Below are 23,705 nucleotides of genomic sequence, written 5' to 3'. Positions count from 1 at the left end.
GGAAAGAATGCACTGTCTTTTTCGTACCATGGTGGGCGAGCGACGCTTCCGCTCGATGATCATGGTCGGCGCTTCGATCGCGGCACTGTCGGGCACCGCCCACGCCCAAAAGTCTGCGGACCGGGAAGCCGAGGGCAATGAAATCGTGGTTTCCGGCACCCGTGTCGTCCGGGACGGCTATGACGCCCCTACGCCGACCACGGTCATCGGCACCGAAATGCTCGAAAAACGTGCGCCGCTGACCATCGTCGATGCTCTTGCGACGTTACCCGGCTTCAAGCAATCCGCTACGCCGGGATCAACCGCGCAGGGTGCGACCGGTTCGAACGGCCAGAGCTTTGTGAACATGCGTGGTCTTGGCGCCAACCGCACGCTCGTGCTGGTCGATGGCCAGAGGTTCGTTCCTTCCACCAGCCAGGCGACCGTCGATCTTGCGATGCTGCCAAGCTTCCTGATCAAGCGAGTCGATATCGTGACCGGCGGCGCTTCGGCATCATGGGGTTCGGACGCGGTCGCGGGCGTGGTGAACTTCGTGCTCGACCACCAGTTCAGCGGCCTGAAGGCGAATATAGCGGGCGGCATAGCGGAACGCGGCGATGGCCAGAACTTCACCATGAGCGCAGCCTATGGGCGGAATCTCGGCGATCGGCTGCATGTCATTATCGGGGGCGAATATTACCACCATGAAGGCGTCCCGGCCCGGTCGCGTCCCTGGTCGGAAAATCGTGGCGATACCACGCTAATAGCCACGCCTGGCTACACCCCCACCAACGGCCTGCCCCGTCTGACGCTCTCGCCCTTTGTCTACGGCAATGCTCCCTATGCGGGCGTAATCGTGAATCCGCCCTTGCGTGGAACGACCTTCAATCCCGACGGTACGGTGAGTGCGACGCCATTCGCCTATTGTCGCTCGACCACCACATTGACCGCCAGCAACGAGCTTTGCGACGGCCCGCGCGACGGGCGTATCTACAGCACCTACTATACCGTGATGACACCGAAGCAGGATCGGGGAACCGGCTATATCCGCTTCGATTTCACCCCATCGGACAACATTACCCTGCATGCCGACGCGCTGTATGGATCGAGCAAGACCGAGTTCACCTCCACCCTGGCGACGACGACCGTGCTGGGGGCGCTGACCATCCCCACAACCAATCCGTTCGTACCGGCAACGCTGCGCAATCAGCTTGTCGCGGCGGGCCAGACCGCGTTCACGTTCCAGCGCAGCTTCCTGGACTTCAACAACGGCGACGGTTTCTCGCATGTCACCCGCCACAACCGGACACAGCGCTATACCGCCGGCCTGGATGCCGATCTGGGCGACCGCTGGAAGCTTCGCGGCTATTTTGAATATGGCAAGAACCGCAGCGATTTCGTCTTCGACACGATCCCAATCGTCAGCCGTTTCCGCGAGGCCGTAGATGCGGTGGTATCGCCAAGCGGCGCGATCGTCTGCCGCTCGACGCTTACCAATCCCAACAATGGCTGCGTTCCCCTGAACCCCTTCATCTCGTCGGGCCGCTCCCAGCAGGAACTGGCTTATTATATCGGCGCTTCCGAATCGACCCTGTGGATCCGGGAACATGCGGCGGCGGTGAACCTCAACGGGGAGCCGATCACCCTGCCCGCGGGGCCGGTGTCCATCGCCCTTGGCGCGGAATATCGCAAGAACAGCGCCAGACAGGTCGTCGATGCCCTTTCGGCGGCACGCGCCTTTGTCGGGGCCAACCAGCAGCCCTTGCGCGGCGCCCTGTCCGCCAAGGAAGTGTTCGGCGAAGTGGTGGTGCCGATCGTGAAGGATGTACCGCTGCTCAACAATCTCGATGTCAGCGGCGCGGCGCGCGTGACCGACTATAGCAATAGCGGCACGGTCACTACCTGGAAGGCCGGCGTGAACTATAATCCGATCGCCGATCTGCGGCTCCGCCTCACCCGCTCACGCGATATCCGGGCACCCAATATTCTGGAACTTTACAACTCGGCCCTGCAGACGACGGTGACCGTGATCGACCCGCGCACCAACACGTCGGTCGCCGCGCAGAACTTCACGGTCGGCAATACGAATCTGCAGCCCGAGATCGCCGATACGCTGGCATGGGGCTTCGTCTACCGCCCCTCCTGGTTGCGGGGCTTCGGACTGTCCGTCGATTTCTTCAATATCAAGATCAAGGAAGCGGTCGGCACCCTGTCGAACCAGGATATCCTTAACCGCTGCCAGGCCGGCAACGCCGATCTGTGTACTCTCGTAACCAGGAACGCAGCCGGGACCATCACCGCCATCACCAACCAGGTGCTCAACCTGCGGCGTGTCGACGTCAAGGGGATCGACTTCGACGCGAGCTATGCGTTTGATCTCGGGGCCGGCCGCATGGCCGTGCGCGGCCTGGCCAATTATGTCAGCAAATTCCAGACGTCGGATGGCGTGACATCGATCAACCAAGCCGGAAGCCTGCTGAACGGCCAACCCAAGTGGAGCGCCGATGTAACCGTCAATTACAACATAGGCCCAGTCGGTATCATGACCAATTGGGTGTATATAGGTAGCGGATCTTATGATAATCAGTACAAGGAAGGTATTGATATCAATGACAATCGCGTAGGCAGTATAAATTATTTCAATCTGCAGGCGGATTACACCCAGAAGGTGGGCAACGGAAAGATCGTATATTATTTCAAGGTGGACAATATATTCGATCAGAGCCCACCAAATGAGTTCCCTATCGTCGGCAACAATTATGACCGCGTCGGACGCCGATTCCTGGCCGGTGCCCGTTTCCAGTTCTGATCGGCAGGGTAGGATTCCTTTCCGCCTACTAGAGTGATTTCAAGTCGGGTGGGATCACCTGACGCCTTGAAAATCACGGTAAACAAAGGAAAAATGGACGGGGTCCGGTTCAATCCAAATCGGATCCCGTCTAACTTTTCTGGCCGTGCGGGGAATCCGTGTGGCCGGTTTGCGCCGCGAACAATCGGGATCTTCCTGAAGGGGACGTCCGAAACTTCGCTCTTCTCAATCCGTTGCTGACATGACGATGGGAAGATGCCCCCCCCAACAGCATCGCGATTTCCGCCCGCAAGCGCATGGGCGAAGTCTGTTATCTCGACGTTCTCGAACAGAGCGGGATAGCCGATGTCCAATGGGAAGCGCGCCACATACCTATGGTGCAGGCCCTCCCCGCATATCCCGAAACCGGAGAAGGCCGATCTGACACCATCAGAACGCCCCCCGCTACCGATCCCGAACATCGGCGCAGTGCGTTTGCATCAGCGATTTTGAGTGGTGTGGGAACGCCGATCCCGGAACGATTTCTAGGCAGATAGGGGCATCTCCCGACCGGAAATCGCGGCAGGACAATGACCTATAGCGGCCGATCCGACGCATCGGATCGTGTAATGCTCTAAGGTAGGCCGGCCCTTCCGGAATCGACCTCCGCGATGACCAACTTGCCGGTTCGCGCGCGGGCCGCGATCTCCTGATCGGCCGATTCTGCGGTCAGCATGAAAAGCGTCTTTCCATCGGGACCGCCGAGCATGCAGGCGAAACAGGGCAGCCCCGTCTCGACAATCTCGAGCACCTCGCCACCTTCGGCGATCCGTACGCATTCGGGAGCAATGCCGGCCGCGAACCACACCGCTCCCTCGGCATCAAGGCACACGCCATCAGGAATGCGGCCCGGCGTCGGGGCCCAGACCCGGCGCTTCGAAAGCACTCCATGCGGGCCGATATCGAAAGCGGACAACCGGCTGCCCAGGCTTTCGCTGACGATCAACGTCCGGCCATCGGGCGTGATTATGGAGCCGTTGGGGAAATCCATGCCGTCAGCGGCAACCTGCATCTGTCCATCCGGCGAGACATAGGCGATATTCGCGGTGACATGTCTGGCAATGACGTCGGGAGCCCCACGGATCGCGATCTCTTCATCCATGTTGAAGCCGAAATTCCCCACATAGGCCCCACCGGCGGAATCCACGACCATGTCATTACAGTGGAACGTAGCGATCCGACCTAGGTCGGCATGGACCGAGATCGTTCCATCCGGCTTCCGCCGCAAAAGCTGGCGCTTGGTCATGGAGACGACCAGCAACGAGCCGTCCGGCATCCAACCGAGGCCGGAAGGCTGATCGTCGATCTCGAACTCCACGCGAAGATCTCCGGCGAGTGAAACCGATTTCACCGCGCGAGCATAAAAGTCGCTGAACCACAGTCGGCCCTCGTGCCAGCGCGGCCCCTCGCCGTAATAGAAATCCTCGGCCAGTATCCGCGTCACGCGTGGCATCGCCTCGCTCCTTTGTCACCGCCATCGAAAAGGGGCCCGGACAGGTCGGGCCCCCGATCCGAAGGGTAGGCCGTCAGTAACGGAGAGTCAGCTTGGCACCGCCATAGCGCTTGTAATCACGCGGGATGTAGCCCAGCGGCGCTCCAATCACGGACAATGAGTTCAGGTTCGAATAATAAAAATCATTGGTCAGATTCTTGGCGAAGATCTGCACTTCCCAATGATCGCTCCTGAGGCCGACGCTGGCATTCAGCATACCATGGCTACGTTCCTGGGTCAGTGGATTGTTGTCCAGGCTATATTGTATCTTGCTCGACCAGACCCAATCCGTCCGAAGGTAATAGGAAAGGCCGGAACGGAACTCGCCACTGTAATCCATCCCGAGATTATACTTCCATTCGGGCGAAACCAGGGCCCGATGACCCTTGATGTTCTGGAAGCCTGCCTGGATGTAGTTGGGGCAGGTTCCCGTCGCGGTCTGGGCCGGATTGCAGACATAGGGAAAACTGCCATAGGTGGCATCGTTATAGGCAACTCCGGCCGATAGCCGAAGATGGGAGTCCACTGCGAGCTCGCCTTCCGCCTCCACACCCTTGGTGCGCAGTTTGCCGCCATTGATCAGAACGGGGTTGAGATTCACACCGCCGGTGCGGGCCGTGCTGATCTGGATGTCGTGGATAGTTTGATGGAAAAGCGCCACGTTGAGAGACAGCCGGCGCACCCGCAGCTTTGCGCCCAGTTCAAAGGCATCCGCGATTTCGGGCTTGAGGATCGCCCTGCCGGAAACCGGCGAGGTCTGACCGACATCGACCGCTGGCCCCTTGTAGCCGCGAGCATAGGATGCGTAGAGATTCAGCGCACGATCCGGCTGATACTGGATCCCGATCCGGCCGGACAGGTTGTTGATGGTGTCCGAATCCTGATTATCGACCGTCTGCGGCGGCAAGGCGTAAACACCGGTTATCGGATTGAGCGCCGACAGCGGCCCCGCGAACACGTCGCGGTGATATGTGACGTCGACCTTCTCGTTGGTGTAGCGAAGCCCGCCGAACAATTTGAACTTGTCCGTAACCTCGAACGTCGTATCGCCGAAGATCGATACTGTTCGGTCACTGATCTTCGCCCTGGGCAGATTGAGACTGAAGAAATACGTACCCGGCGCCATTCCCAATAAACTGCTGTCGAGTACCGTCGCGAGCTTGAGCTGATACCGGTCATGATAGTCTTGGAAATATCCGCCGACGATCGTATTCCAACGATCACTGTGGAAGTTCAGTCTTATTTCCTGAGACACATAATGGAATCGATCCGGAAACCGATCCTTTATTCCATAGTCGACAGTCGTCAGGGGGTAGAAAACGCCGGGTAGATTGAAACCTTTCCCAATCTTGAAACTCTGCGGGGACACATCAAGATCGATGATGCTGTCCTCTTTATATTTGGTATAGGCGGTGATCGCCACCAGATCCAAGTGATCATTGAGTGTCCAGTTCAAGGTTCCCGAAACGCTCCGCGACTGATAGACATCCTTGGCAGGACTATCCGTATTGATCACGTCAGTGCCCCGACCGATCGGCGCTGGCGAGATAAGACTGGTGTAGAGGGCCCCGAACACATTTCCGCCCACCTGTATAAGCTGTCCGCGGCTGCTATTCGTATGGGAGTATGTTCCGGCGATCGTATAGGTGGCGGCGTCTGAAATATCATAGGCCAGCTTGAGGTTGGCCCCATAGGCTTCCAGGCCAAGGACATCAGGGCCTGTGAAATTCTTGATCAACGGATTCTGATCGCGGTAGAAACCCGTGGCACGCAACCTCAACCGATCCGTGATCGGCAGGTTTATCATCGTGCGAATGCTATACTCCTCGTCGTTCGTGACGATCGCTTCTGCCATCGCCTCGACCTTGCTCGTGGGCTGCTGGGTGACGATGTTGAGCACACCGGCAGTGGAATTCTTGCCGAATAGCGTACCCTGCGGGCCGTTCAGTATCTCAATCCGCTCGATGTCACCAAGATCGATGATGAATTCTGACTGGCGGGCGATCGCCACGCCATCGATGACAATCGCCACGCTCGGCTGGATACCGTTCTGGATCGCCACCGAGCTCACACCACGAAGGGCCAGCCCCTGGGCATTGGCACTATTACCCGTCGAAAAGTTCAGCGTCGGCGAAAGCGTGGAAAGATCCTGCGTGTCCTGAATTGTTTTGCGCCTGAGCGCTTCCGGGGACACCGCCTGCACTGAAAGAGGCACATCCTTCAGCGCCTGCTGGCGGCGCGTGGCGGTGACCACGATCTCGGCGATTTCGGCAGAGGCGGTTTCCGGCGCAGGCGAAGCGTCGGCAGCCTGGACTTGCTCGGCGCCAAGCGTGAACAGTAAGGCCGAGCTAGCACCGGTGGCCAGTAGCCTTGCCCTTATACTCGATGATTTCATGACACCCTCCCCGTGGTATTTAAATTTAGCCTATTATGCTGAGATTCAGGTTTATTTGGATTTTATATTATTATTCGCCTTATCGGCGAATTTTTTAGATGAAACCTCATTCGATGATATGCGATTTCTGTCTACCCATATAGATTTCGGTACGATCGCGCCCTTGTCCGAACGTCCATACGGGGGATCACTCCGAGCATCTCCCACTCCCGCTATGATGCACGCCGACGGATGCATCAAAGTGTCGATCGATCTCAGGCAAAGCCCGGCCGCTCGAATCTACCGGTCGGTAAGTAGCTACATTGATGCGCTCCGTCAAGGCGAGCCCCCGATTCCGACATGGCCCATGCGATTCGCCGACCATGAAACGAAATCCCTCTCGCCCGCCAGAGGAGAGTTGCGCTGCATGACCCCGAGGGAAAGCATCCGAATGCCATACCTCTACCAGGCATATCCCGCGGCTTTATAAGCATTATTTTTCCAAATTCTGCCCTCCGACGGTTTTTGGAAACCCTGCCACTGAACCATTCCTTGTCCCGAGATGCGCTCACTGACAACCGCCAACATCTCCTCTATCATCGCCCCTCAGCAGCGCTAACAGGGATGACAGCCGACGGTATTCATTTATCGACGCTTGCCAAAGTGAAGAGTTGCACCAGCGTCAAATATGAGCCAGAACCTACCGGTCGGCATATTGATACTTACCGCGGGTCAGCATCGATATGTCCATGGGCTTAAATCGATCCGGCCTTTGCATCGATATCCTTGGAGAGGATATTCCCCATCGAGCGACGCGCCGGTCCAATCATGAAGTGACAATCAGCCAAAATAATCACGAAAGGCTTATCGATGCGCCTTATGCCCCTTGCCTTCGCTTGCTTAGCCGCCTTTTCGGTCGGCGCAGCGCCCTCTCGCTCGGTCGCGCAACCCTTCACCGCGGACCGCTGCGCGGCGCTAAAAGGGCTTCAGATATCTGCCGCTAAGATCGGCCTGCCGACTCAAGGTGCTGAGGTTGTCGATGCCGTGATCGATGAAAAGGCCGGCAGCGCATGCATTGTGTCGGGTCGGGTGCGGGCCGTGGATCCCAAAGCACCGGATATCCAGTTCCAAGTCGCGCTGCCGGGAGCGTGGAACGGCAAAGCGATGATGCTTGGCGGCGGAGGGCAGAATGGCGTCATTCCCGTTCTGACCACGAATGATCCGCGCCTGATTACCAAGGTGCCGTCACCCTTTTCGCGTGGATATGCCGTTTTCGGCAGCGACAGTGGCCACCAGGGCAGCCCGCTCGACGGCTCCTTCGCACTTAATGATGAAGCATATCGAAACTGGTTCGGCGACGCTCTGAAGAAAACGCGTGACGTATCCATGCGCATCATCCGCTCCGCATATGGACGGAAGCCCGAACGGGCCTATTTCATCGGCCGCTCGACGGGCGGACGCGAGGCGCTGACGGTAGCATCGCGCTGGCCCGCCGACTGGGACGGTGTCGTCTCCATGTATCCCGCCCGCAATGTTGCCGTGGCATCGATGGCTAGGCTGGCTTTCATGCAGGCGCTGTCCGGTGACGCATGGATCGCGCCCCCCGCCCGCGTCCAGCTGCTGAAGGCCGCCAACGAGACCTGCGATGGCCTTGACGGGTTACGAGACGGGGTGATCGGCAACCTCAAGGCATGTCGCGCCATCTTCGACCCCGCCACCGCGAAGGTGGACGGGCAGCCGCTCCGCTGCGCCATGGGTGCAACGGCGCCGGCTCCCTGCCTCACGGACAAACAGATCGCTTTGCTCAAATGGGCAGATGCCCCGCTCCCGCTGGGTGTCAAGTTGGCGAACGGCGAAGACAGCTTCCCCGGCATCAACAGCCTGACTTCCGATCTGGGCATACCGGACATATCGCCGGTCGCGGCCTGGAATACGCTGCTCGGCCTCGGCCTGGCCGCACCGGCCTCGCCCCTCAGCGATCGCATGCCGATTGCGGCGGCCTTCGCGGACAGCAACGTCAAATACTCGATCGTCGGCGACGGTACGTCGGACTGGGCAAGCTTCGACGTGCGCAATCCCGGCAAATATCTTGCCCGCCTCAATCGCGTGGCGGCTCTCGATGCACTGGATACCCAGCTCGGCGCCTTTGCCAAACGTGGTGGCAAAGTCTTGATGATTCACGGCGACAGCGATCTACTGGTCAGCCCGCGCCTCACCGAGCGCTATTATGAAAACCAGGTTGCCACGCTTGGGCAGCAGAAGGTGGATGCGTTTCTCCGCTTCTATATGATCCCCGGCTTCGGGCACAGTGTGAGCAGCGTCTTCCTTGCCGACTGGGATGCGGCGGCAGCGCTCGAGGCCTGGGTGGAGCGCGGCGTCGATCCCCGCGACTCCCTGGTCATGACGGACATGATCGGAAAGCCCGGCCGCACCCGTCCGATGTGCCGCTATCCGGCATGGCCGAAATATCGTGCCGGCGATCCCGACATGGCAGCGTCCTTCGTCTGCGCGACGGAGTAGACGCATGACGAGCACGACGTTTTCCCGCCTGTTCGAACCGCTGGCAATGGCGCGCGGCCCCGCCATGAAAAACCGGTTCGCGCTTGCGCCCATGACAAATCAGCAGAGTTTTCCCGATGGCGTGATGTCCGACGATGAATATCGTTGGCTCACCTTGCGGGCACGCGGAGGCTTCGGTCTGGTGCTCACTGCGGCCGCTCATGTTCAGGCCACCGGTCAGGGCTTCCCGGGCCAGATCGGGGCCTTTGGCGATCAACATATCGAAGGCCTTGCGCGCCTGGCCTCGGGCTTAAAGGCGAGCGGCGCCGTGGCAGCGCTGCAGCTCCACCACGGCGGCAACCGTTCGGTCGCCGATCTCGTCTCGGAACTGGTCTGCCCCTCCGACGATCCGGCGACGGGCGCACGGGCACTGACAACCGGTGAGGTCGAAACGCTGCGGAACGACTTCATCGCCGCGGCGAAGCGCGCAGACCTGGCGGGCTTCGACGGTATCGAGATTCATGGGGCACATGGCTACATCATCACGCAGTTCCTTTCCCCCGTGATCAATCGCCGAACCGATCGATACGGCGGTAATGTGGAGAATCGCGCGCGCATTGTCATGGAGATCATCGACGGAATTCGCGCTTCCTGCCGCGCTGATTTCCAGATTGGCCTGCGCCTGTCAGGCGAACGGTTCGGCCTGCGGCTCGGTGAGATCGTATCGCTGACCGCGGAGATTTTGCGGCAGGAGAAAATCGACTATTTCGAGCTCTCCGCATGGGACGTCGCTAAGGAACCCTCGGAACCGGGCTTCGAGGGCCGCACGCTGTTAAGCTGCTTCACCGAACTTCCGCGCGGCAATGTGCGGCTGGGGGCAGCCGGCAAGATCATGAGCGGGTCGGTTGCCGCCGATGTCATCGAGAAAGGCTGCGACTTCGTAGTCATCGGGCGTGCAGCGATCCTGCGGCACGATTTTCCCGAGCAGGTCCGCCGCGATCCTGATTTCGCCTCTCCCCCCCTGCCCGTCTCGGTCGAGGCCCTGCAGCTGGAGGGCGTCGGCCCGGCCTTTATCGACTATCTGCGGAGCTTTCCCGGCTTCGTCGGAGAGCCTGTCGCGGGCCTGGACCACTATGCAGCGATTGGCGAGTGGCTGAAGACAGAGGGCTGACAAGGCAGTCCGAACGCGGGGGATGACCAGGGTCGGCTCCGATCAACTGGACAATCGAGAGGATGAACATGGGCTATTCTGGACAGAGGGCCGTGGTCACGGGCTGCGCTTCGGGTATCGGAGCTGCGCTGTGCGTGCAGCTTGTGAGCCTCGGTGCGCAGGTACATGGCTTCGACGTGCGCCAGCCGGCCGATTGCGATCCCGCGATGCGCTTCAGCCAGCTGGATCTGCGAGACCCCTTGGCGATCGCCCGAGCCGCCGGGACCATCGCGCCGTCGGTCGATCTGCTGTTCAATTGCGCGGGTCTCTCGAGCGTGGCCCCGCCGATGGACGTCGTTCGGGTTAACTTCATCGGCATGCGGAGCTTCGCGGAAGCCGTCATATCCAGGATGCAACGCGGAGGGCGGATAGCGACCGTGGCCTCCATCGCGGGCGCGAACTGGAACAACCGGCTCGATACGGTGCGAGCGCTGGTCGACACCGAAGACTATGCCGCAGCCGATGCGTGGGCCGCCGCCCATCCGGATTCGGTTGGCGCCGGCTACGCCCTGTCCAAGGAAGCCTGCATCGTCTGGACGATGACGCGCGCTGCGCGCGATGCCGCGCGTGGTCTGCGCTTCAACTGCCTGTGCCCCGGTTCGGTCGCCACACCGATGCTGCACGAGTTGCAGAAGCAAGGGAGGGGGCATGTCGTGGATGCCATCCAGCAGCCAAGCGGCCGCCCATCGACGCCTGCGGAACAGGCCGGGCTGCTCCTTTTCCTGAACAGCGACGTCGCCAGCTATGTGAATGGCCATGCGCTGGTCGCGGACGGCGGCTACACTGCGGCCCTCACCATCGGCGAGACTCCCCGGGCGGCATTCACCAAATGACCGCGATCACCGGGGGGGAATTGCCGCTCAGGGCATGAAAGACCAGGTCGTGTCGCCGTCGGCCCCCTTGGTCACGTAGCCCATCTTTCCCACCGGCTCCACCTGTCCGTCGGTCAGGAAAGCGATGTCCGCGGCGCGTTCAGCGGAAACCCTGGCTAGGAGACGCTCGCCGCCGGGGGTGCGAGCAACGATCGCGCCCCCCGTAGGCGTGGCATTTCGATCATAGGCGATGGTGTAGGTTTCGATCGCCGCCGGACCTTCATAGTCGGGATTCAAAGGCGGCACGGCGCCGCGTGCCCGGTCAGCCTCGGCTTGGACATCGAAATCATGCGGCAGAAAGCCGTCCGGCGGCCGATTGCGGCCGATCACGATCGTATGATTATGCGTCGCATAGCCCCCATTGGCGAACAGCAGGCCCGTCCGGCCGCCTTGGCGAAGCTTCCGCACCATGCAGACGACGGCGTGGCTCATGTAGTTGCCGATCGGCCCCCCGCCGAAGGTCAGTCCGCCGAAAACCGTCGCGGCCCTGTCCGCCGGCCATCCGAGAATCCTGCGGGCCATTTTGGGAACGCAGGGAAAGCAGCTGTAGAGCTCGGCGAAATCCAGATCGCCTGTATCTATGCCGTTCCGCCTCATCGCCTCCCGCAACGATATCTCCATGGCGGTCGTCCGGTCGAAACGATCGCGCAACAGGATATCGTCAGGCTCGTGGGCAGCGGCACCCCGGCCCACATAGACGAGTTGCTCCTCCGGAATACCGGCGTCGAGCGCCGTCGCCAGACTCGTCACCAGGAAAGCTGCTCCTTGGTTGACCGAGCTGTTGGCTACCATCAGCTTGGTGTAGGGAAATGCGATCGGGCGGTTATCTGGTCCGGCGGTGACGATCTCGTCAGGCGAACGCGCCGATCTGATCCACGCGCCCGACGTTTCCGCCGCGACCTCCGAGAAGATTGACAAGATCAGTCCGCTTTCTTGCTGCGCCTCCGCCAGGCTCTGCCCGGAAGCCGCGCGCAGGGCGTTTTCGTAAAGCGGATATATGTCCACCGGGGCGCTCAAACCATAGCGGCTGCGATAGCCGTATGCGTGCTGGCTCGCGCGCTGGCGCATGATGTTCGGGCGCGCCCCACCTGCGGAGCCGGCGGCACGGGCGGCCGCCGAACGCAGGGCTTCGCCGCCGGCGACCGCCGCGACGCGAATTTCCCCGCTGGCGATCCGGTTGGCGGCCTCGTTCAACAGAAGGATGGGGCCGTCGCCGCTCGGCGTCGCCGTTTGATAGGCCAGCCGCGGCGCGGCGCCGAGCGTCTCGGCCAATGTATGCGGGATCCGGTCCAGTTCCGGGCAGGATATCTGTTTCACTACGGCAAGCGAGTCGATCCGTGCCAGCCAATCCCCCCGCCGCCATCCATCGCGGCCTCGCGCAACGCGGCCGCCATGAGACCCGCCGAATCTAGCCCATCCTGGGGATTGGCCGGACGATCGTTGATCTGACCCACACCAACGATAACCGGAATTCGACTCTCATTCATGGCCGCCGTTCCTCGCAAGACAAGTTGGTACGAGCTATCGCCCTTGCCAGACCGGCGCCCGCTTCTCCGCAAAGGCGACGGGCCCTTCCTTCGCATCCTCGGAGAGCCAGACGAGCGCGGCCTCGCGGCGGCTGGCTTCCCAGGAGGCCTGCTCGCTATCAATCCGGCCATCATGAATGCCTTGTGCGGTCCGCTTCGTCGCCTGAACGGCCAGCGGGGCGTTGGCCGCCACGCAGTCCGCCAACCTCAAGGCTTCGTCCATAACGGCACGGGCCGGTACCACCGCGTTCACAAGCCCCAGCACCAGGGCGCGGTCGGCGCTGATGGCATTGCCGGTCAGCAGCAATTCCATCCCGATCTTGCGGGGCAGCTGCTGAACCATGCGGAAGGCTCCGCCCGCCGCCGCGATAATGCCGCGTTTCACTTCCGGCAGGCCGAATTGTGCGGTGTCCGCAGCGATGGCGAGATCGCTGGCCAATGTGAGTTCGGTGCCGCCGCCAAAGGCGCTGCCAATCACAGCGGCGATGGTCGGTTTGGAAATATGATGTCTGACATAGCCGGCGAAGCCCCATGCGGCCTTGGCCGGATCGTGCGGGATAATCGGTTCGCCGCGTGCCAGCGCCTTCAGATCCGCGCCCGCGCAGAAGGCCTTGTCGCCGGCGCCGGTGAGGATCAATGCGCGGATATGGGGATCGCGCTCCGCCTCCTCCAGCGCCTCGCCAATGCCCAGGTGGACCGCCAGATTGACACAATTGCGCACCTCGGGCCGATTGATCGTCACGATCATCACATGCCCCATACGGTCGACAAGAACGTCTGGTCCCTCACCCATGGTCATTGCACGGCTTCCTTCCCAACACTTTTTCGAACCTGTGTTTCTCGCACAACCGCTGCCGGACGGGGGAAGATCGCGTTCGATCATATCGATTGACCATCATCCACGGTAAGCATCGCACCCGTTACGGCACGGGACAGGTCGGAGGCGAAATAGAGCAGGGCGCCGTCAAGATCGGCCTCCCGCATGAGGCGCCGACGGGGAAAGGCCGCCACCTGCGCGGCGCCGCTCTCGGTCAGAAACCAATCGCGGTTCATTTCCGTCTCGATGTAGCCGGGCGCTATCACGTTCACATTAATGCCCTGGCGAACCAGTTCCAATGCCATGACCCGCGACATCTGTGCGACGCCCGCCTTCGAAGCGCCATAAGCGGCAAGGCCAACTTCCGGAGCGGTTGCGAGAATGGAGGTGATGAATAGGATCCGGCCGTGCCGTTTCTCACGGCTTCCCGCCTGGACGAGGCGCCGCGCGCCTTCGCGTGCGGTGAGGAACGGGCCACGCAGATTGATAGCGATCTGTTGATCGAACTGCTCGGTGGTCATTGCAATCGATCGCTGGCTTATGCTGACGCCGGCATTCGCGATGATCGTATCGACCACACCAAATACCGCTTCCGCAGCATCGAAGGCTGCGGTGAGCGAATGTTCATCGGCAACGTCCAGGACGACGCAGGACGCCTGGCCGCCATCGCGTTCGATATCGTTCCTTACCGCATCAAGCCGATCGAGCCGCCGCGCCGCGAGCACGACCTTAGCGCCATGCCGGGCGAGTATCCTGGCGAAGCGCGCGCCAAGCCCGGACGACGCGCCCGTAACGAGAGCGATACGACCTGTTAGATCAAAGGGGTCCGCCAGGATATCTGTCATCGACCCAGCGGCCGGTAAGGATCGAACGGCCCATTCGCCAACATCCGTTGCGCAAGAGCGTGGCGATGTATTTCGGACGGCCCGTCGTAGATCCGAAAGGGCCGGATATCGCGATAGATGCGCTCCACCACGGTATCCCGGGTAATGCCGATCGCACCCAGTATCTGGAGAGACCGATCGACCACCCGGCCGAGCAGTTCGGAACATAGCACCTTGGTCATGCTGGTTTCGTTGCGGGCGCGATCACCCCGGTCGAGCAGCCAGGCGGCATGCCAGATGGCGAGCCGGCATTGCTGCAGTTCGATCTCATTGTCGGCCAGCATGAAACCGACCCCTTGATGCTCCAGCAGAAGCTTGCCGAAAGACTGGCGCTGCCGCGCATGCGTGACAGCGATGCTATGGCAACGCACGGCCTGGCCCAGCCAGCGCATGCAATGGGTCAGGCGCGCCGGGCCAAGCCGGACCTGGGCCTGTCGGAAGCCCTCCCCGACCGCACCGAGGACGTCTTCTTCCGGCACGAACATACCGTCGAAGGTCACCTCGGAATGGCCTCCGGGGGAATTGGTATCAAGGGTAGGCAACATGCGGTCGATCCGGAACGCCGGGTTGTCGATCTCGGTCAGGAACATGGTCGCACCCAGATGCTGTCCTGAACGATCGAACGTCCGCGCCATGACGATGTTCAGCGTGGCTCCGACGGCGCCCGTGATCATATATTTGCGGCCGTTGATGACATAGCCGCCATCGACCGCATGTGCGCTGGTCTGCAGCAGCGAGGGGTCCGATCCGGCCCCGCCCGTCGCCGTTTCGGTCATCGAGAAAGCCGTCCGGATCTTTCCGCCCGCTATCTGCGGCAGCCACTTCGCCTTCTGCCCGGGCGACGCGATCTTGTTCAGCAGATTGACGTTGCCCTCGTCGGGCGCCTGGATGTTCAGGGCTATCGGGCCCAGCGGCGACCAGCATGCCGCTTCGAAGACCACGGCGTTGCTGCGATGGTCCAGCCCCATCCCGCCATATTCCCGGGGCGCGTGAGGGGAGAGAAATCCTGCCGCGCGGGTGAGTTCGATCAACTCGTCGCGCAACGATTCCTCGACCACATGGCCGTGGTTGCGAGGATCATCCTCCAACGGGACGACGCTGTCCCGGATAAAGTGGAGCACCCGGCCGCGTAGATCCGCCAGCTCCGGCGAAAGGTCGAAATCGATCATTCTGTCTTCTCTTTCCCGATAAGGTCACCGGCGATCCGCAGCAGGCACAGGATCGAAGGCACGAACCGTTCCCAAACGGCATCGACGCGGCGCCCGCTGCGATGAAGCTTCAGATTGAGGCCTGCGATCGAGCCAAGGCGGAAGTGGGCGAACGCCCGATACCATCCGAGATGATCGATCACGCCGCCCCCGCCTGCTCGATAGGCCGCCAGCAGCCGGTCGATCGGCGGCGCCCCGCGCGGTTTCCAGCCAGCTTCCCATCCGTCTCGGTCGGCCATCATCACGAGCCAGCCGACATCGATGCCCGGTGCACCGATGCCGCCGAGATCCCAGTCGATCAGGCCGGATGCGCGACCATTATGGTACAGCACATTACCCGGCTGAAAATCACCATGGATCACGCTTGGATCGCCCTCTGTGGGGATCGTCGCCATCAGCCTGGCGTAGAGATCCTCGGCGGATCGCCGCCAATCGGGATCTTCGGTGTGCCTCAGCAGCGCCTGCCACCTATCGAGTTCGGCCCGTAGGGTCGTCGGCTGCTCCCAATCGACAAGGGACGGCCGCCAGGGGAAGCTGTGCAGCGCCCCCATCATCATCGCCGCCTGGGTCCAAAGGCCGAGCATGAAATCGGGGTCGTCGGAAAAGGTCTCGTGCGGCTCCCAGATCACGAAACTCCGTCCCGGCAGTCGCTCCATGGCGATGAATGGGGCACCTATTTCGGTGTCGTCCGCCGATGCCATGACCACATGTGGGACGGGCAGCCCGCTCGCGTGAAGCTCGGTCAGCAGCCGCGCCTGCCGGTAGACGTCCGTGCTGCCGCGCAACGGCACGCCGCTCGGCGCCATCTTGAGAATGAGGCTGAGCCTTTGCCCGCCATCCACGGCATCCACGCCGAAGGTCAGCCCGGCGTGGCCGTCGGTCATCACCTCGAAGCCTTCCAGCCGGACGCCCTCCCCCATCCTGTCGCGCAACATCCGCCCCACACGGTCGCGGAGAAGGCTGCTCGCACCGGCGCCGCCAGCTGTGAACGGCCCGGTCACGCGAGAAAGGATCGCGCATGGGACAGGAATCGCTCCAGCCGATCATGATGCAGCCAGTGGCCCGCATTTTCGAACATCGCGATTGCAGGCGGCCGAACGAAAAACCCCATGCTCTCATCATCGGTCGGAGAGGCTATCCAGCTATCCCGGCCGTGGCACAGGAGGATCGGGCAGCGTATCTCCTTCCATAAGTCCTGCCCCAGCATCACGAAACCATCGATCGGACTGGATATCCAAAGATGGCTGTCGAATTTCCAGCTAAAGCTTCCATCTTCGTTGCGGTTGACACCGAACAACGTCAGATGCCCCGCCTGGTCATCGCTCAGATTGGGGTTGGCCTTCTTCATTCTGGCGACGGCTTCTTCAAAGGTCGCGTAATGCCGGGGCCGCCATTCGGAAGCTTCTCGCTTCCTTTCTATCCAGAGCCGCAGTTCCGGCACGAACTCGGAGGGCATTTCCGATCCCGAAAGACGGGGCATCTGAAATGTGCCTTCGATGATAATAAGGCGTTCGACCATCTCCGGGAAAAGACTGGCATAGCGGACGGCAACCTGCCCGCCCACGGAATGCGCAATGATCCGGACAGGCTTCTGGCCAAGCTGGTAGACGAGTTGCGCCAGGTCGCATGTGAAATCGGTAAGATCGTAATTGCCGTCCGCGGACCAGCTACTGTTGCCATGCCCTCGCAGATCGGGAGCGACGACATGCCAATCCTTTACGAGATCGCTCGCTACCCAATCCCAACTTCGCCCATGATCCCTTCCGCCATGGACGAGCAGCAGGGCCGGCGCATCGGCATTGCCGTAATCATTGTAGCTCATCATCAGGCGCTGAGAGACAAAGCTGTAGATGTTCGGGATGCACAGGCTCATCAATACTTGTTCCCTACGCGGCTCGGACCTGGCGAGGGCACAAGCGGCCGTCGCGCTCGAAGCCCGGGCGCTCCAACAACTAGCCGATGCGGCGCTCCGCACCCTGCCAGAAGGGTTTGCGCAATTCCGTCTTGAGGATCTTTCCGACCGCCGACAGCGGTAGCGGTTCGTGGCGCAATTCGAATGATTTGGGCCGCTTGTAATTGGCGATCAGCGGCCCGCAATGGGCCAGGAGATCATCTGGGGTGACCGTCGCGTCCGGCCGCACCATAACGACGGCATGCACGGCTTCGCCCCACTGCTCGCTGGGAATACCGAACACCGCGCACTGGAGCACATCGCCGTGCGACAACAGAGCCTGCTCCACTTCGCACGAATAGACATTCTCGCCGCCGGACACTATCATGTCCTTCACGCGGTCAACGAGATAGAGGAAACCATCCTCATCGAGATAACCGGCGTCCCCGGTCCTGAGCCAGCCGCCCACGATCGTCTGCGCCGTCAGTTCGGGCTGCCCCCAATAACCCTGCATCACATTGGCACCGCGGACCGCGACCTCCCCGATCTCGCCGATGGCCAGGGTCCTCATCTTGCTATCCACGATGCGAAGATCAACGCCTGGCACCATGCGCCCCGCGGAGCGCAGACGCCCTCCCAAATGGTCGCGATGCTCCAATATGGTCGCGCAGGGCGACAGCTCGGTCTGGCCATAGGCCTGGCAGAACCGTGCATTGGGGAAGGCCAGCAGCGCCGCCTTCAGCACTGGTTCAGCGATCGGCGACCCTCCATAGGTCAGGCTTCGTATCGACGACATATTCTGCGGATCAGCCGCCAGGGCCTGGCAGAGCATGTCGATCATCGTCGGGACCAGCATCATGTCGCTCACCTGATGCTGAACAATGGCCTCAATCACCGCGGCGGGCGCGAACCCGGGCAGCACGACATGGGTCCCTCCCAGCATCGTGATCCCGATGATCTTCGCGGCATCTGCGAGATGAAACATCGGGGCCGCATGCAGATAGACGGCGTCCGTGGCATGGGGGTGCATCGCCTGCATCATGAAGAAATTCAGGATGAGGTTGTTGTGACTGAGCATGACACCCTTCGATTTGCCGGTCGTTCCCCCAGTGTAGAAGATGACCGCCACGTCATCGCCGCAGCCGCAGCGATCCTCGATAGCGTCATTCGCCCATATCACCGCCTCGATGGAGGAACCGCCGATCGGTTCATCGATCCCGATCACGGTCACGCCCGCACGGGCGAACTGCTCGCTATAGGATTTGAAGGCCGATCCGAGAAATACGATCCGCGGCATACAATCCGTCAAGGCGTGGGTGACTTCGGCTTCCGCCCAGCGGGTGTTGAAGGGCACGGCCACGCATCCGGCCCAGGCAATGGCAAAATAGGCCTCGAAATAGAGATCGCTATTGAGGTCGAATATAGCGACCCGGTCGCCCCGCTCGACTCCATATGAGGCCAATCCGCCGGCAAGTCGTGCGACACGTTCCTGGATCGTGCCCCAGCTGCGGCTGCGATCGCCGAACACCGTTGCGGTCCGCGACCGGTATAACTTGCTGCTGCGGTGCAGGCCTTGCGTGAATTGCATCGATCCATTCCCCGAAATCGCAAAAGCCGGCGGCAATCCGGCAAAAGGCTGGCACACGGCTCCCGTCCGGCTTCGGCGACGAGACATATTCAAAGCCCGCCGCCGGCGCCGCTGCCCTACCAATCGTCAAAGCCGTTCCTTCGCACCCTCCGGCAAAAAAGCCGCTCCGAACAACGGTCGACGCTTGTCGCGGATGGCGGCAAGCGCCTCTTGATGATCGCGTGAGACATTGGTCAGGCTTTCGTAGCCAAGGCCCACGTCCATCATCGTGCTGGCGAGCTGGCGGAGCGCCACATTGATGGTCGCCTTGGTATAACGGATGGCGCTTTGCGCTCCGCTTGCCAGTCGATCGGCGAATGCATCGACGGCTTCGGCGAGCCCACCGTCCGGAACAACATGGTTGACCAGCCCGATCCGGGCGGCTTCCAAGCTGCCGATCCGATCTCCGGTGAACAGAAATTCCTTGGCACGCGCGAACCCGATCAATTGCGGCCAGATCACGGCGCCGCCATCTCCGGCCACCATACCGACATTCACATGCGGGTCGGATATATACGCCGACTCCGCGATAAATATGATGTCGGACAGCAGCGCGATGGTCGCGCCGAGGCCGACGGCCGGCCCATTGATCCTCGCGATGATCGGCTTCTCGCAATCGAGTATGCCGAACACGATCTGCTTGGCTTCACGCACCGTCACGGCAAAGGAACCGGGATCGTCGGCCGCCGACTGCTGCCAGCCGAAATCACCCCCGGCACAGAACGCCCGCCCGTTACCCGTCAAGATGATGACGTCGCTTTCGTCTTCAGCCGCCAGCATGGCCAGCGCACGCGGGAATTCCGTGTGGAGGGTGGCATCGAACGCATTCAGGACAGCGGGGCGGTCGAATGCCAGGGTAACGACCCGTCCGCGGCGCGAAATCTCAAGGGTATCGAACTGCGACATTTCAGACCATGTCCAGCGCTTGCGGAAGCATCCCGCCGACCCATCGCCGCGAAGGGAGGGAAACCGACGCCTGATGCAATACCAGAAAACCGCCCATTGCCCCTCCTCGCCCATCGCGACGTCGTCTTTCGCGACCCGAATCCTTTGATGGGTTGTTACTACCACTTGGTAGATATTCTGCAATAGTTTGTATGGCGCCTTCCGGATGCCGAAATTCCTAAGCAAGCTAATTCCGCTTATTATCTCTAACCGACATCACTTGACTCACTATCGACCACACCTCTACCGAATGGTAGATATATTATATGGAGCTGTGATGTCGGAAAGTTCGCCTTGGATCGATGAGGAACTGTCCCTGCTGCAGGACGGAGTCAGGCGCTTTATCGAACGTGAGCTCCTGCCGGTCGCACCGGCATGGGAACACGATCACCGTGTAGACCTCGGATCCTGGAAGAAAGCGGCGGAGGCTGGCCTTCTTTGCGCGGCCATCCCGCAGACCTATGGCGGCGGCGGCGGCACGCTGGGGCATGAAGCTATCATCCAGCAGGAACTGGTTCGTGCCGGCCTTGGCGGCAGCTTCGCCATTTGCCACGGGCTCCATTCAACCATTGTCGCGCACTATATCCACGCTTACGGCACTGAGGAGCAGAAGCGGCGTTGGCTTCCAGCGATGGCGCGTGCTGAATTGATCGGTGCCATCGCGATGACGGAGCCCGGCACCGGCTCCGACCTGCAGGCAATCCGCACTACCGCGAAGCGCGAAGGGGATCATTATCGGCTCGATGGGCAGAAAACGTTCATCAGCAACGGCCAGAGCGCGACGTTGATCCTCGTTGTAACGCGGACCGGCGATGCGGGTGCGGGGGGCCTTTCCCTGCTTGCCGTGGAGACCGACGGAGCCGAGGGCTTCCGCCGCGGCCGCAATCTCGAGAAGCTTGGGATGCACGGCCAGGACACCTCGGAGCTGTTCTTTGACGACGTGCGGGTGTCCGTCGGCAACCTGCTGGGCGGCGAGGAAGGAAAAGGCTTCGTCCAGCTTATGCAGCAACTCGCCTGGGAGCGCCTGAGCATCGCGCTCATGGCAACCGCCAGCATGGAGCGCGCCGTGAAGCTGACCACGGAATATGTCCGGGAACGCAAGGTGTTCGGCAAGCCCCTGATCGACTTCCAGAACACCCAGTTCGTCCTGGCCGACGCCAAGACGCAGATGACCGTCGGACGAAGCTTCGTGGACTCGATGATGGTGAAACTGTTGGCCAAACAGCTGGATCCAACGACTGCGGCGATGGGAAAGCTCTGGTGCTCCGAGACCGCCTTCAAGGTCATCGATGCTTGCCAGCAGCTTTTCGGCGGATATGGCTACATGACCGAATATCCTATCGCCCGGCTGTTCGCCGACGCCCGCGTCACCCGTGTCTATGGCGGTGCGAGCGAGATCATGAAGCTCATAATCTCCCGCGATCTATAGTTACGCCTGCCGTTGTACCGCAAAGGAAGCCGAAGGCGGGGGCTTCATTCCTATCGGACAAGGCCGAAGATGATCGCGAATTTCCCCGCAGATGGAACGAGCAATAGTTCCATATCTTCGAATGTCATGCTGTCCTTGTTCAGATCGATGCTGCGTATCCGCCGATTTGAAGAGACCGCGAGCGATCTTTTCCAACGCGGCTTGGTGAAGGGCACCGCCCATAGCTACGCCGGACAGGAGGCGATCGCCTCGGGAACATGCGCTAATCTCAAGCGCCTCGACTATATCGGCAGCTATCACCGCGGCCACGGCCATTGCATCGCGAAGGGCGCGGCGATGGAGCGGATGATGGCCGAGTTGATGGGCAAGGCGACGGGAAGCTGCGGCGGGCTCGGTGGCTCGATGCATGTTGCCGATCTCGATCTGCACATCATCGGGGCCAATGGCATCGTCGGTGCGACGATGCCATTGGGAACGGGGGCGGCGCTCGCCGCCAAGCTGCAGGGGACCGACCGGATCGCGGTAGCCTTCTTCGGCGATGGTGCCGCCAATCAGGGTGTGTTCCACGAAGCGCTCAATCTGGCCTCGGTGTGGACATTGCCGATGCTGTTCATCTGCGAGAACAACCAATATGCGCTGAGTACGGCCTATCGTCAGGCGACATCGGTTGCGCAGATTGCCTGTCGCGCCGCCGCCTACAGCGTGCCGGGCTGCACGATCGACGGGAACGATGTCGTCGAGGTCCACGACGTCGTCGGCCGAGCGGTTGAACAGATCCGGATGGGATCAGGTCCGATACTGATCGAAGCGATGACCTGGCGCTCCGGCGCGCACAGTATGCGTACGAACCTGCGCGACCCGCGCACCGATGCCGAGATGGCGAATTGGAGAGAAAATGATCCCATTCGCCGGCTAGAACGCCGTCTTCTCCTGAGAGAGGAGGCCATGATGGTGGCACGGATCGAAGAGATACGCGCCGCCGTCGAGGCCGAAATCCAGGCGGCCCTTGACTTCGCGGCGAGGAGCCCGGCCCCCTCCCCGGCCATATTGGAAAGCGCAGTATATGCGCCGCACCAGCCGCATCGTGAGCCGACCGAACGCGGCATGCGCGAACTCAGCTATGTGGAGGCGCTGAACGAAGCGCTTCACCAGGAGATGGCGCGTGATCCCGAGGTGATCCTGCTCGGCGAGGACATCGCCGAAACCGGCGGCATATTCCAGGTCACCGCAGGCCTTGCGGGACGCTTCGGCCCGGAGCGGGTACGCGACACGCCGATATCGGAGGCCACCTTCTGCGGCACCGGCGTAGGGGCTGCGATCGCCGGCCTTCGTCCGGTCGTGGAGGTCCAGATCTTCGACTTCGTGACACAGATGATGGACATGATCGTCAATCAGGCTGCGAAGTTCCGGTTCATGAACGGCGGTATCGCCACGGTGCCAGTCGTCATCCGCGGGCCACAGGGCGGCGGCATCCGCCTGGCTGCGCAGCACAGCCAGAGCCTGGAAGCGTGGTTCGCCCATATTCCCGGTCTGGTGGTTATCGCGCCCTCGACGCCCTACGACGCGAAGGGCTTGCTGGCGGCAGCGATCCGCGACGACAATCCGGTGATCTTCCTGGAACACAAGATGCTCTACCTCGGCCAGCGAGCGGCCGTACCGGCGGAGAGTTATGCGATCCCCATCGGCAAGGCCGATGTCAAATGCGTGGGCGAAGACGTCACCATCCTCGCAACCCAGGCCATGGTCGAACGCAGCCTGTCCGCCGCGCGCATCCTGAAGCGCGAGGGCATCAGCGTAGAAGTCGTCGATCCGCGCACCATCCGTCCTCTCGACGAGGAAACGATCCTGGCCTCGGTACGGAAGACCAACCGGCTCCTGATCGTTCACGAGGCCTGTCAGACCGGCGGGTTCGGCGCGGAAGTCGCGGCGATGGTCATGGAGAAAGCATTTGACTGGCTCGATGCTCCGGTGACCAGGCTCGCCGCCCGGGACGTTCCGATGCCGTTCAATGATGAACTCGAAAATGCCGTCATTCCGTCACAGGCGGCGATAGTGGCGGCCGTGCGTTCGATCGTCGGGCGAAATTGACGCGCTCAAATCGGTC

The 23,705-nt window shown here is 61.3% G+C and carries 16 protein-coding genes; 6 read left to right on the top strand and 10 right to left on the bottom strand.

What is annotated here, in order from left to right:
* The first annotated feature begins 7 nt into the window (after positions 1-7).
* On the top strand, positions 8-2,788 hold the full coding sequence (locus tag CMV14_RS10150) for a TonB-dependent receptor plug domain-containing protein (RefSeq protein ID WP_083215912.1): 2,781 nt from the start codon (positions 8-10) through the stop codon (positions 2,786-2,788).
* Between the two features lie 613 nt (positions 2,789-3,401).
* Here the strand turns inward: CMV14_RS10150 and CMV14_RS10145 are convergent.
* Together CMV14_RS10145 and CMV14_RS10140 are read right to left on the bottom strand one after the other, a co-directional pair.
* Complete coding sequence (locus CMV14_RS10145) at positions 3,402-4,280, bottom strand: SMP-30/gluconolactonase/LRE family protein (protein WP_066964848.1); 879 nt, start codon at positions 4,278-4,280, stop codon at positions 3,402-3,404.
* A 73-nt stretch (positions 4,281-4,353) separates the two neighbouring features.
* Positions 4,354-6,714 carry a TonB-dependent receptor gene (locus CMV14_RS10140; protein ID WP_066964845.1) on the bottom strand — a complete coding sequence of 787 codons (2,361 nt, stop codon included), beginning with the start codon at positions 6,712-6,714 and terminating at the stop codon, positions 4,354-4,356.
* Between the two features lie 849 nt (positions 6,715-7,563).
* On the opposite strand from CMV14_RS10140, the gene CMV14_RS10135 reads away from it, so the two are divergent.
* From CMV14_RS10135 to CMV14_RS10125, 3 genes are all read left to right on the top strand, one after another.
* Positions 7,564-9,213, top strand: coding sequence for a tannase/feruloyl esterase family alpha/beta hydrolase (locus CMV14_RS10135; RefSeq protein WP_066964842.1), 1,650 nt, complete (start codon positions 7,564-7,566; stop codon positions 9,211-9,213).
* Between the two features lie 4 nt (positions 9,214-9,217).
* The gene (locus CMV14_RS10130) at positions 9,218-10,363 is read left to right on the top strand and encodes an NADH:flavin oxidoreductase (protein WP_066964839.1); all 1,146 of its coding nucleotides are present in this window, start codon (positions 9,218-9,220) and stop codon (positions 10,361-10,363) included.
* Positions 10,364-10,425: 62 nt separating this feature from the next.
* Positions 10,426-11,235: a coniferyl-alcohol dehydrogenase gene (locus tag CMV14_RS10125; protein WP_083215911.1), complete on the top strand. Its 810-nt coding sequence runs from the start codon at positions 10,426-10,428 to the stop codon at positions 11,233-11,235.
* Positions 11,236-11,262: 27 nt separating this feature from the next.
* Here CMV14_RS10125 and CMV14_RS10120 read toward each other — a convergent pair whose 3' ends face one another.
* The 8 genes from CMV14_RS10120 to CMV14_RS10085 form a co-directional block, all read right to left on the bottom strand.
* On the bottom strand, positions 11,263-12,591 hold the full coding sequence (locus CMV14_RS10120; RefSeq protein ID WP_238147248.1) for a TLP1 C-terminal extension domain-containing protein: 1,329 nt from the start codon (positions 12,589-12,591) through the stop codon (positions 11,263-11,265).
* Between the two features lie 204 nt (positions 12,592-12,795).
* The gene (locus tag CMV14_RS10115) at positions 12,796-13,599 is read right to left on the bottom strand and encodes an enoyl-CoA hydratase-related protein (protein ID WP_083215910.1); all 804 of its coding nucleotides are present in this window, start codon (positions 13,597-13,599) and stop codon (positions 12,796-12,798) included.
* 80 nt (positions 13,600-13,679) lie between these two features.
* Positions 13,680-14,462: an SDR family NAD(P)-dependent oxidoreductase gene (locus CMV14_RS10110; RefSeq protein WP_066964833.1), complete on the bottom strand. Its 783-nt coding sequence runs from the start codon at positions 14,460-14,462 to the stop codon at positions 13,680-13,682.
* Positions 14,459-15,670: an acyl-CoA dehydrogenase family protein gene (locus CMV14_RS10105; protein ID WP_202820896.1), complete on the bottom strand. Its 1,212-nt coding sequence runs from the start codon at positions 15,668-15,670 to the stop codon at positions 14,459-14,461. Before CMV14_RS10105 ends, CMV14_RS10110 begins: the two co-directional genes overlap by 4 nt.
* Entirely contained in the window at positions 15,667-16,644 is a 978-nt protein-coding gene (locus CMV14_RS10100) for a phosphotransferase family protein (RefSeq protein ID WP_066964830.1), read from the bottom strand. Before CMV14_RS10100 ends, CMV14_RS10105 begins: the two co-directional genes overlap by 4 nt.
* A gap of 62 nt (positions 16,645-16,706) precedes the next feature.
* Positions 16,707-17,582 carry an alpha/beta fold hydrolase gene (locus CMV14_RS10095; RefSeq protein ID WP_066964827.1) on the bottom strand — a complete coding sequence of 292 codons (876 nt, stop codon included), beginning with the start codon at positions 17,580-17,582 and terminating at the stop codon, positions 16,707-16,709.
* 79 nt (positions 17,583-17,661) lie between these two features.
* A complete protein-coding gene (locus CMV14_RS10090; RefSeq protein ID WP_066964824.1) occupies positions 17,662-19,188 on the bottom strand; it encodes an acyl-CoA synthetase in 1,527 nt (508 codons plus the stop codon).
* 126 nt (positions 19,189-19,314) lie between these two features.
* Positions 19,315-20,316, bottom strand: coding sequence for an enoyl-CoA hydratase/isomerase family protein (locus tag CMV14_RS10085; protein ID WP_238147247.1), 1,002 nt, complete (start codon positions 20,314-20,316; stop codon positions 19,315-19,317).
* A 133-nt stretch (positions 20,317-20,449) separates the two neighbouring features.
* Here CMV14_RS10085 and CMV14_RS10080 point away from each other — a divergent pair, with 133 nt between their 5' ends.
* Entirely contained in the window at positions 20,450-21,601 is a 1,152-nt protein-coding gene (locus CMV14_RS10080) for an acyl-CoA dehydrogenase family protein (protein ID WP_066964818.1), read from the top strand.
* A 204-nt stretch (positions 21,602-21,805) separates the two neighbouring features.
* Positions 21,806-23,689 (top strand): alpha-ketoacid dehydrogenase subunit alpha/beta, encoded by a 1,884-nt coding sequence (locus CMV14_RS10075; RefSeq protein WP_238147246.1) that lies wholly within the window; start codon positions 21,806-21,808, stop codon positions 23,687-23,689.
* Positions 23,690-23,705 lie beyond the last annotated feature (16 nt).

The organism is Rhizorhabdus dicambivorans (genome assembly GCF_002355275.1).
Lineage (GTDB): Bacteria > Pseudomonadota > Alphaproteobacteria > Sphingomonadales > Sphingomonadaceae > Rhizorhabdus > Rhizorhabdus dicambivorans.
The sequence above is the reverse complement of the archived record's forward strand: the minus strand, read 5'-3'. Positions and strand labels throughout refer to the sequence as shown.